This is a genomic window from Streptomyces sennicomposti (assembly GCF_019890635.1).
GTDB classification, from domain to species: domain Bacteria; phylum Actinomycetota; class Actinomycetes; order Streptomycetales; family Streptomycetaceae; genus Streptomyces; species Streptomyces sennicomposti.
This window is the reverse complement of sequence record NZ_JAIOAB010000034.1, coordinates 68,011-79,246: the sequence shown is the minus strand read 5'-3', so window position 1 is coordinate 79,246 and position 11,236 is coordinate 68,011. Positions and strand designations below refer to the sequence as shown.

Below are 11,236 nucleotides of genomic sequence, written 5' to 3'. Positions count from 1 at the left end.
CGAGCGCGTCCGGCTGCACCAGCTGGCGGCCGGCCAGGACCTCAGGCCATGGAGATCACGGCCACCGGCTCGCGCAGCGCGGCGAGTCGCGCGTCCCGCTGCGCCAACTCCTTCTTGAGCCGCGCGAGTTCGTTCGTCGTCCACTGGAGGTACTCGACCAGCTTCTTCTCGTCGGCCATGGCTGCGGCCTCCTTCCTGGCTCGGTCAGGACCGGAACTCGGAGTCGATGAAGCGGAACAGCTCCTCGGCGGTCGCCGGGGCTTCGGGTGCCGCGGGGACGTCTGGGGAGTCGGTGGGCGCGGAGGCATCGCCGTCGTGCCCGGGGTGTGCGGGGTGCCCGGGGTGTGCGGGGTGCCCGGGGTGTGCGGCGGCTTCCGGCCGGGCGGACGGGGCGGTGCCCGGACCGGACTCCGGTGGCGCGGAGGGACCGGCCGCGGTGGCGGCGGGTTCGGGTGCGGGGACGAGGCGGTCGAGGAGGTGGTCGGCGAGCGCGGCCGGTGTCGGATGGTCGAAGACGAGGGTGGCGGGCAGCCGCAGCCCCGTGGCCCGGCCGAGCCGGTTGCGCAGCTCCACGGCGGTGAGCGAGTCGAAACCCAGCTCCTTGAAGCTGCGGCCGTCCGCCCCGCCCTCGGCCCCGTCCGCGCCCGGCGTCCGGCCCAGCACGGTGGCGATGTACTGGAAGACGGTGTCGGCCACCAGCTCCCGCCGCCGCTCCGGCTCCGCCGCGATCAGCCGCCGCGCCAGCCCGTCCTCCGCCGCCGGGGCGGTGCCTGGCGCGCTCGCCGCCCGCTGCCGTACCAGGGCGCGCAGCGGCGGGGCGAGGTCGGCGGTCCCGGCGAGCCGGCCGGTGTCGAGGCGTACGGCAGCGAGCGCGGGCTCGCCCGTGGCCAGGGCCGCGTCCAGCAGGGCCAGGCCGCGGGCCGCGGTCAGCGGCAGCAGGCCGCCGCGGGTCATCCTGGCCCGGTCGGTGGCGGACAGGTCGCCGGTCATGGCGCTGTCCGACTGCCACAGGCCCCAGGCCACGGAGGTGGCCGGCAGGCCGGCCCGGGCGCGCGCCGTGGCGAGGCTGTCCAGGTGGACGTTGGCGGCGGCGTAGGCGCCCTGCCCGGCGCTGCCGACGAGTCCGGCCGCGGAGGAGAACAGCACGAACGCGGCGAGGTCGGCGTCGCGGGTGAGCCGGTCGAGGTGGCGGGCGCCGTCGGCCTTGGGCCGCAGTACGGCGTCCAGCCGCTCCGCGTCCAGGTTGCGCAGCGTCGCGTCGTCCAGGACGCCGGCGGCGTGCACGACCGCGGTCAGCGGGTGCTCGGCCGGGATGTCCGCCAGCAGCCGGGCCACCGCCTCGGCGTCGGATACGTCGGCGGCGACGGAGGTCACCTCCGCGCCGAGCGCGGCGAGTTCGTCGTGCAGGCGCAGGTCGTCGGCCGTGTGCGCGCCCCGCCGGCCGACGAGCAGCAGGTGCCGCGCGCCGTGCCGGGCGGCGAGATGCCGGGCGACGATCCGGCCCACGCCGCCGTAGGCCCCGGTGATCAGGGTCGTGCCGGCCGGGTCGAGCGGCCTGGGGACGGTCAGCGCCACCTTGCCGGTGTGCCGGGCCAGGCTGAGGTGGCGCAGCGCCTGCGGGGCCTGGGTCACGGGCCAGGCGGTCACGGGCAGCGGGGTGAGAACGCCGGTGCGGAAGAGTGCGACGAGGTCGGCGAGCATCTCCTGGATGCGGTCGGGTCCGGCTTCCATGAGGTCGAACGACCGGTAGTGGACGCCGTGTTCGGCGCGGACGCGGAAGGCGTTGCGCAGGTCGGTCTTGCCCATCTCGACGAACCGGCCGCCGGGGACGAGCAGTTCGAGCGAGGTGTCGATGAAAGGACCGGCCAGGGAGTTCAGGACGATGTCGACGCCGCGGCCGCCGGTGGCGGCGCGTACCGCGGGGGCGAAGGACAGGTCGCGGGAGTTCCCGATCCGGTCGGCGGGCACGCCGGCCGCCTCGACGGTCCGGTGCTTGCCGGGGCTCGCGGTGCCGAAGACGTGCAGGCCGAGGTGGCGGGCGAGCTGGATCGCCGCGCCGCCGACGCCGCCGGCCGCGGAGTGCACCAGCAGCCACTGGCCCGGCCGGGCGTCGGCGAGGTCGCTGAGCGCGTAGTAGGCGGTGAGGAAGACAGCGGGGACGGTGGCGGCCTGCGCGAAGCCGAGCCCTTCGGGGATCGGCGCGAGGAGGCGGTGGTCGGTGACCGCGACCGGTCCGATGCCGCCGGACACCAGGCCCATCACCCGGTCGCCGGGGGCGAGTCCGCCGACCCCGTCGCCGGTGGCGAGGACCACCCCGGCGGCCTCGGTGCCGAGTTCGGCCTCGCCCGGGTACATGCCGAGCGCCAGCATGGCGTCGCGGAAGTTCAGCCCTGCGGCCCGCACGGCGATCCGCACCTCGGTGTGACCGAGGGGCGCCTCGGGCAGGGGGCGGCGGACGAGGTCGTCCACGACGCCGCTGCCGCCGGTCGCCAGCCGCCAGTCGGCGGCGGGGCCGGCGGCCGGGGCGAGCGCGGGGCGGTGCGGACGCAGCCGGGGTACGAGGAGGTCGGCTCCGCGCAGGGCGAGTTGGCTGTCGCCGGTCGCCAGAGCGTGGGCGAGGGCACGGGCGAGGGTGCTGTCGTGCGGGGCGGTTTCGGGGCTGGTGCCGGTGTCGGCGTTGGTGCTGGTGTCGCTTTCGGGGTCGGTATCGGTGCCGCCTTCGGTGCCGGTGTCGGTGTCGAGGAGGATGATCCGGCCGGGCTCCTCCGACTGGACGCTGCGGACCAGGCCCCACACCGCGCCGCCGATCGCCCCGGCGATCCCCTCGCCGGGCACCGCCTCGACGGCCCGCCGGGTCCGGACGACCAACCGGGTGGATTCCAGGCGGGGTTCGGTCAGGGCGGTGCGGAGGAGGCGGACGACGGTGTCCAGGGTGGTGCGGAGGGGGTCCGGGGTGGTGTCGGGTGCGGCATCGGTGGGGACGGGTGCGGGTGCGGTGAGGGCGGGTGTGGGTGCGGGGTGTGTCTCTTCGGGGGCCGGGACGGGCAGGACGAGTGCCGTGGGCGGCGCCGTGCCCGCGTCGAGGGCCGCGCGTACCGCGTCCAGGTCCGGGTGGGCCGCCGAGCCCAGCTCCCACACCGTGACGTCGCCCGCCCCGGGGCCGTCGCTCCGCCCGGCGGGCGTCTCCCAGCCCAGCGCGTACAGCGGGTCCGCGGCGACGGGTTCGGCGATACGGAACGTCACGGCGTCCAGGTCCGCCACGGGACTGCCGTCCTCGGCCGTGAGCCGGACCGTGACGCTGTCCCCGTCGCCGCGCCGCAGCAGGACGCGTACGGTGTCGGGCGCGTCGGCGTGGCGTCGCAGGCCCCGCCAGGTGAACGGCAGCCGCACCGCGCCGTCGTCGGGGAAGAGCCCGGCGGCCCCGGTCGCGTGGAGGGCGGCGTCGAGCAGCGTAGGCGCGATCCGGAACCCGGCGGGGCCGGGGGCGGGCAGGGCGAGTTCGGCGTGCACCTCGTCGCCGGTCCGCCAGGCGGCGCGCACGGCGCGGAACGCGGGTCCGTACTGGTAGCCCTTGAGGGCCAGGTCGTCGTACAGCTGCTCGACGTCGACGGGTTCGGCGTCGGCCGGCGGCCAGGCGGCGGGCCGTACGGGCGGCCGTCCGCCGGCGGGGGCGAGGGTTCCGGTGGCGTGGGCGGTCCACGGGGCGCCGAGCGGGTCGTCGTCCCCTTCGACGGCGGCCGGGCGGGCGTGGACGCTCACGCTGCGGGTGCCGTCCTGCTCGGGCGGGCCGACCGCGACCTGGACCTCGACCGCACCGCCGTCGCCGGTCCCCCCTGAGGCAGACCCCTCCGGTCCGTCCGGCTCGTCCGGTGTGAGCACCAGCGGCTGCTGGAGGATCAGTTCCTCCAGGCGGCCGGTGCCCGCCAGCTCCCCGGCGTGCAGGGCGAGTTCGGCGAAGAGGGCGCCGGGCACGAGGACCGTGCCGTCCACCGCGTGGTCGGCGAGCCACGGCTGTTCGCGGGTCGAGAGGCGGCCCAGGAGCAGCAGCCCGTCGGCGTCCGCGGTGCGCACGGCGCCGGTCAGCAGCGGGTGCCCGGCCGGGCGGGCGCCGAGGCCGGCGCGCGCGGCGGCGGTGGGTGCGGGGGCGGCCGGGTCGAGCCAGTACCGCTGCCGGTCGAAGGCGTAGGTGGGCAGGGGCGGCAGGCCCGGGACGCGGGGCCCGGTGTGCGCGGTCCAGTCGACCGGCACGCCGTGCACCCAGGCCTCGGCGACCGAACGCAGGACGCGGGCGAGGCCGCCCTCGTCGCGGCGCAGGGTGCCGAGCACGGCCGCGGCGCCGCCTCCGGGCGCCGCGTCGAGGACGTCCTGGACGCCGGTGCCGAGGACGGGGTGCGGGCTGATCTCCACGAACACCTCGTGGCCCACGTCGAGGGCGGCCTCCACGGCGGTGCGCAGCCGCACGGTCTCGCGCAGGTTCCGGTACCAGTACGCGGGGGTGCCGAACTCCACTCCGCCGGGCGTCACTTGAGTGCCCGTGACGGTCGAGTACACCTCCGCCGTGAACGCCTCGCGCGGTTCGGGACGCGGGAGCACCGCGAGGAGTTCGGCCTCCAGGGACTCGACCTGGGCGGAGTGCGAGGCGTAGTCCACGTCGATGAGCCGGACGCGTACGCCCTGGTCGTCGAAGGCCTGCCGGACCCGTTCGACGGCGGCCGGGTCGCCCGCGACGACGGTGGAGCGGGGGCCGTTGACCGCGGCGACCGCGACGGTCCCGCCGCCGGACGCATCGGTGGTCCCGCCCCCGCCGGTCGCCTCCAGGACCTCCCGCACCGCCCGTTCGTCGGCGGCGACCGACAGCATCGCGCCGGTGCCCGCGAGGGCGCGCAGGGCGCGGCTGCGCAGGGCGGCGACGGCGGCGGAGTCGGCGGCGGTCAGCGCGCCGGCGGCGAGCGCGGCCGCGATCTCGCCCTGCGAGTGCCCTATGACGGCGGCGGGGCGCACGCCGAACGACTCCCACACGGCGGTGAGTCCGGTCATCACCGCCCACAGCACCGGCTGGACGACGTCCACCCGGGTGAGGTCGGCGTCGCCGCGCAGCGCGTCCAGCAGCGACCAGCCGGTCAGCGGGTCGAGGACGGCGGCGGCCTCGCCGATGCGGGCGGCGAACGCCGGTGAGGCGTCGAGGAGTTCGCGGGCCATGCCCGGCCACTGGGCGCCCTGCCCGGGGTAGAGGAACACCGGGGCCCGGGTGGCGGGCGCGTGACCGGTCACGACGTACGGGGACGGGGTGTCCTCGGCCACGGCGGTGAGCCCGGCGACGGCCTGGGCGCGGTCCTCGGCGACGACGACGGCGCGGTACGCGAAACCGGCCCGGGTACGGGCGAGTTCGGCGGTGACGGCACGCAGCTCGGCCTCGGGGCGGGCCGCCGTCAGATGGTCGCGCAGGCGGCGGGCCTCGCCCCGCAGGGCGGCTGGAGACTTGGCGGACAGGACCAGGACGTACGGTCCGCCCGTCGCTGTGTCGTCCACGGCTGCGGGTGCCGGCGCGGGGGCGGGTCGCTCGGGCCGGCGCGCCGGCGCCCGGTCCTCGGCCGGGGGTTCTTCGAGGATGACGTGTGCGTTGGTGCCGCTCATCCCGAACGCCGAGACGCCGAAGCGGCGCGGGCGCTCGCCCTCGGGCCAGGGGGTGTTCTCGGTGAGCAGGGCCAGGCCGCCGCGCTCCCAGTCCACGTGCCGGGTGGGCGCGTCGATGTGCAGGGTGCGCGGCAGGGTGCGGTGCTCCAGCGCCTGCACCATCTTGATGATGCCGCCGACGCCCGCCGCGGCCTGGGTGTGCCCGATGTTGGATTTCAGGGAGCCGAGCCGCAGCGGGGGCCGCCCGGACCGGTGTGCGCCGTAGGCGTCCAGCAGCGCCTGCGCCTCGACGGGGTCGCCGAGGGTGGTCCCGGTGCCGTGGGCCTCGACGGCGTCCACGTCCGCGGGGGTGAGCCCGGCGTTGCGCAGCGCTTCCTCGATGACCCGTTGCTGGGAGGGGCCGTTGGGGGCGGTGAGGCCGTTGCTCGCGCCGTCCTGGTTGGTGGCGGAGCCCTTGAGGACCGCGAGGACGGGATGCCCCTTGCGGCGGGCGTCGGAGAGGCGTTCCACGAGCAGCAGCCCGACGCCCTCGCTGAAGCCGGTGCCGTCGGCCGCGTCCGCGAAGGCGCGGCAGCGGCCGTCCGGGGAGAGCCCGCGCTGCCTGCTGAACTCGACGAACGTGGCCGGGGTCGCCATCAGCGTGGCGCCGCCGACCAGCGCGAGGTCGCACTCCCCCGAGCGCAGCGCCTGCGCGGCCAGGTGCAGGGCGACCAGGGACGAGGAGCAGGCGGTGTCGACGGTGACGGCCGGGCCCTCCAGGCCGTAGGTGTAGGAGATGCGGCCGGAGGCGACGCTGCCCGCGCTGCCGGTGCCGAGATAGCCGCCGTGCTCGCGCGGGTCGGCCTGCGCCCGGCCGCCGTACTCGGTGTAGATGAGGCCCACGTAGACCCCGGTGCGTGAGCCGCGCAGGTCGGCCGGGTCGAGGCCGGCCCGCTGGAACGCCTCCCACGAGGTTTCCAGGAGCAGCCGCTGCTGCGGGTCGGCGGCCCGGGCCTCGCGGGGACTCATCTCGAAGAAGTCGGCGTCGAACTCGGCGGCGTCGTACAGGAATCCGCCGCGCCGGGCGTAGGAGGTGCCGGGGTGGTCGGGGTCGTCGTGGAAGAGCGCGCCGAGGTCCCAGCCTCGGTCCGCGGGGAAGTCGCCGATGGCGTCCTGGCCGTTCTCCAGCAGCTCCCACAGTTGCTCGGGTGTGCTGACCCCGCCGGGGTAGCGGCAGCTCATGGAGACGATGACGACCGGGTCGTCCTCGACCGCCGCGGCGACGGGTTTCCGTCCGGGGTCGGCAGGTGTGCCGGGCGCGGTTCCGGCGGCGAGGTAGGCGGCGACGGCCCGGGGTGTGGGGTGGTCGAACACGAGGGTGGCGGGCAGCCGTCGCCCGACGACCCGGCCGAGGTGGTCCCGCAGCCGCACGGCCGTCATCGAGTCCAGGCCCAGGTCCTTGAAGGGCCGGTCGGGGCGTACGTCGCGGGGCGAGTCGTAGCCGAGGATGCCGGCGACCGCCTTGGCGACGGCGGCGAGCAGGTCCGTCTGGGTCAGGGCGGTTCGCGCGGGGGCGGACCGGGCGGGGGTGAGCACGCCCAGGCGGCGGGCCGGTGCGGCGGGCGGGCGGTGGACCGGTGCGGTGGGCGCGGGTGCGGCCTCGGGTACGGGACCGTCCAGGGTGCGCAGTCGTACCGCGCCGACGGTGAGGACGGGGCGGCCGTCGGCGTCGACGCCCGTGATCGACAGCGTCTGCGGGTCGCGCCGGGTGACGGCGACGCGGGCCACCGTCCCGGCCTGGGCGTGCAGGCGCAGGTCCGTCCAGGCGAACGGGACCGTGAGGGCGGGGTGTTCGTCGTCGTCGGCGGCGGGGACGGTCAGGAAGGCGGCCTGGAGCGCGGCGTCGAGGCGGGCGGGGTGCACGGTGTAGCCGGCGGCGGAGGCGTCCAGTGGCTCGGGTGTGCCGGAGTCGTCGGGGACCAGGTCCGCGACGACCGTGGCGCCGGCCGCGTAGGCCGTGCGGACGGTGCGCAGGGCGGGCTCGTAGTGGACGCCGAGGGCGGCGAGCGCGGTGTAGGCGGCGGCCGGGTCGAGGGTTTCGCCGTCCTCGGGTATGCCGGGGCGGTGCTCCGGTTCGGCCGGGTCGTCCTCGGTCAGCAGGCCGGTGGCGTGCAGCAGCCAGGGGGCGTCCGGGTCCGCGTCGCCCCGCCGGGAGTGCACGGTGACGCTCGCGTCCCCGTCGTCCTGCGCCTGCACCGCCACCTGCAGCCGTACGGGTGTGTCCCCGGGCACGTCGAGGGGGGCGAGCAGGGTCAGCTCGCGTACGCGGGGCAGGCCGACGCGCCGTCCCGCCGCGAGGGCCAGTTCGGCGAGCGCGCTGGAGACCAGTACGGTCCGGTCGCCGAGCCGGTGGCCGCGCGTCCAGCTCTCCGCGCTCCCGGCGGGGACGGCGCCGGTGAACAACACGCCTTGCCCGTCGGCGCGTTCGACCGCCGCCCCGAGCAGCGGGTGGCCGCCGGGATCGGCCGGTCCCGTCGCGGGGCCGTCGTCGGTGGTGCGGGTGTCGAGCCAGTACCGGCGCTCCTGGAAGGCGTACGTGGGCAGCGCCACCGTCCGCGCCCCGTCGGCCTCCGGCCACCGGACATCGACTCCGGTGACGTACAACTCTCCCGCCGCGTGCAAGAGTTGGTCGAGTCCTCCGTGGTCCCGGCGGAGTGTTCCGGAGGCGTGGGCGGTGTCGTCCTCGTCCGGCAGCGCGTCCTCGGCGGTGTCCTTCAGCGCGGCGACGAGGACGGGATGCGCGCTCACCTCCAGGAAGTGGCGGTGGCCGGCGTCCAGGAGCGTCCGCACGGTGTCGGCGAGCAGGACCGGCTCGCGCAGGTTCCGGTACCAGTAGGCGGCGTCCAGGAGCGTGGTGTCGGTCTCCGTGGCCGCGGCGGTCACCGTGGAGTGGAACGGCACGGCGGCGGCGCGCGGGCGCAGGTCGGAGAACTCGTCCAGCAGCGCCTCGCGCAGGGTTTCGACCGAGACCGAGTGGGAGGCGTAGTCGACGGGGATCAGCCGCGCCCTGAGGCCGTCGGCCTGGGCGTCCGCGACGAACCGGGCCACGGCGTCGGCCGCGCCCGAAACGACCGTGGAGCGCGGGCCGTTGACGGCGGCCACCCCCAGGTCTGCACGGTCGCCGATCCGTTCGCGGACCGCGTCCGCCGACAGCTCTAGCGAGGCCATCGCCCCGGTGCCCGCCAGCGCCAGCAACGCCTTGCTGCGCCGGGCCACCAGCGCGGCGGCCTCGTCCAGGCCGAGCGCGCCCGCGACGTACGCGGCGGCGATCTCGCCCTGCGAGTGACCGACCACGGCCGCCGGTTCCACGCCGAGGGAGCGCCAGGCGGCCGCGAGCGACACCATCACCGCGAACAGGGCGGGCTGGACGACGTCGACGCGGCCCAGCTCGGGGGCGTCCTCCCGGGACACCACGTCGAGCAGGTCCCAGTCGGTGTGCGGGGCCAGGGCCTCGGCGCAGCGGGTCAGCTCGGCGCGGAACGGCTCGCTGGCGGCGAGGAGTTCGCGGGCCATGCCGGCCCACTGGGAGCCCTGGCCGGGGAACACGAACACCGCTCGCGCGCCGCCGCCCGCCGCGCCGCGTACGGTGCGCCGCGAGGGCACGCCCTCGGCGAGCGCCGCCAGTTCACGGGCGAAGTCCTCCGGGGTGCCGCCCACGGCGACCGCGCGGTACGGCAGGCGGGCCCGGCCGGTGCGCAGGGTGTGCGCCACGTCGGCCGGGGCGAGGGCGGGGTGGCTGGTGAGGTGGTCGCGCAGGCGGGCGATCTGGCCGTCCAGGGCCTGTTCGGTGTGGCCGGACAGTTCCCAGACGACGGGGGTGACGGGGGGCGGGGGCGTCGTTCCGTCGGCGGGCGCCGTCCCGTCAACGGGTGCCTCCTCCGTGGCCGTCTCCCGGGTGGCCGGCTCCACCGTGGCCGCGGCCGTCTCCGCGGTGGCCGTCTCCGGCGTGGCGGTTTCCGGGGAGGCGGATGTCGCGGTGGCCGCAGGGGCGGTGGCCGTAGACGCGGTGACCGTAGGCGCTCCGGCGGGCGTGGGCGCGGGGGCGGGCTCCGGTGGTGCCTCGATGACCACGTGTGCGTTGGTGCCGCTGATCCCGAAGGAGGAGACGGCGGCCCGGCGGGGCCGGTCCCGGTCGGGCCAGGGGCGTTCCCGGTCGAGCAGGGCGACGCCGCTGTCCTCCCAGGCGACGTGCGGGGACGGTGCGTCGATGTGGAGGCTGGCGGGCAGTACACCGTGCCGTATCGCCTCGGCCATCTTGATGACGCCGCCGACGCCGGCGGCCGCCTGGGTGTGCCCGATGTTGGACTTCAGGGAGCCGAGCCACAGCGGGTCGCCGGCCGGGCGTTCGCCGCCGTACGCGGCGATCAGCGCGGCGGCCTCGATGGGGTCGCCGAGGCCGGTTCCGGTGCCGTGCCCCTCGACGGCGTCCACGTCGGCCGGGCCGAGACCGGCGTCCTCCAGGGCGGCCCGGACCACCCGCTGCTGGGCGGAGCCGTTGGGCGCGGACAACTGGGTGCTGGCGCCGTCGGAGTTGACGGCGCTGCCGCGCAGCACGGCGACGACGGGGTGCCCGGCGGCGAGCGCGTCGGAGAGCCGTTCGATCAGGACGAGCCCGGCGCCCTCGGCCCATCCGGTGCCGTCGGCCCCGGCGGCGTACGCCTTGCAGCGGCCGTCCGGGGAGAGCCCGCGCTGCCGGCTGAACTCGATGAAGGTGGCCGGGGTCGCCATGACCGTCGCGCCGCCGGCCAGCGCCATCCGGCAGTCGCCGCGCCGGACCGCCTGGGCGGCGTAGTGGAGCGCGACCAGGGAGGACGAGCAGGCGGTGTCGACGGTGACGGCGGGCCCTTCGAGGCCGAAGGTGTACGCGATGCGGCCGGAGGCGATGCTGCCGGCGCTGCCGGTGCCGATGAACCCTTCGAAGCCCTCGGGTGCGCGGGTGTGGCGGGAGGCGTAGTCGCCGTACATGACCCCGGCGAAGACGCCGACGGACCGGCCGGACAGCGAGCGCGGGTCGAGGCCCGCGCGTTCGAACGCCTCCCAGGCGGTCTGGAGCAGCAGCCGCTGCTGCGGGTCGATGGTGAGGGCCTCGCGGGGGCTGATGCCGAACAGTTCGGCGTCGAAGTCGGCGGCGTCGTGGAGGAAACCGCCCTGGTCGGCGTAGGTGGTGCCCTCCTTGGCCGGGTCGGGGTCCACGAGCCGGTCGAGGGGCCAGCCGCGGTCGCGCGGGAACGGTCCGATCGCGTCGGTCCGTGACTCGACCAGCCGCCACAGGTCCTCGGGCGAGCGGACGCCTCCGGGGTACCGGCAGGCCATGCCGACGATCGCCAGGGGTTCGGCGGCGGCCTGCTCGACCTCTTCGAGCCGCGCGCGGGTGCGCAGCAGGTCGGCGGTGGTCCGCCTGAGGTAGTCGCGGAGCTTGTCTTCGTTCGCCATCGAGGAACCGCTCTCCGATGCTCGGTCGGTCAGTCGGTCAGTCGGTCAGTCGGTCAGTCGGTCGGTCAGTCGGTGTGCCGGTCGGTGCCTGGGTGTGCCGGTCGGTGGGTGCGCGGGTACGTCCGCCGGT

The 11,236-nt window shown here is 76.7% G+C and carries 2 protein-coding genes; both read right to left on the bottom strand.

The window, feature by feature from the left end:
• Positions 1–41: 41 nt before the first annotated feature.
• Positions 42–179 carry a polyketide synthase docking domain-containing protein gene (locus K7787_RS19665; RefSeq protein WP_223002381.1) on the bottom strand — a complete coding sequence of 46 codons (138 nt, stop codon included), beginning with the start codon at positions 177–179 and terminating at the stop codon, positions 42–44.
• Between the two features lie 25 nt (positions 180–204).
• Positions 205–11,139 (bottom strand): SDR family NAD(P)-dependent oxidoreductase, encoded by a 10,935-nt coding sequence (locus K7787_RS19660; protein ID WP_443742884.1) that lies wholly within the window; start codon positions 11,137–11,139, stop codon positions 205–207.
• Between the last annotated feature and the right edge of the window lie 97 nt (positions 11,140–11,236).

Bases quoted from the DNA above. Each gene is read 5' to 3' on its own strand.
- K7787_RS19665 (WP_223002381.1), bottom strand. From the start codon at position 179: ATGGCCGACGAGAAGAAGCTGGTCGAGTACCTCCAGTGGACGACGAAC.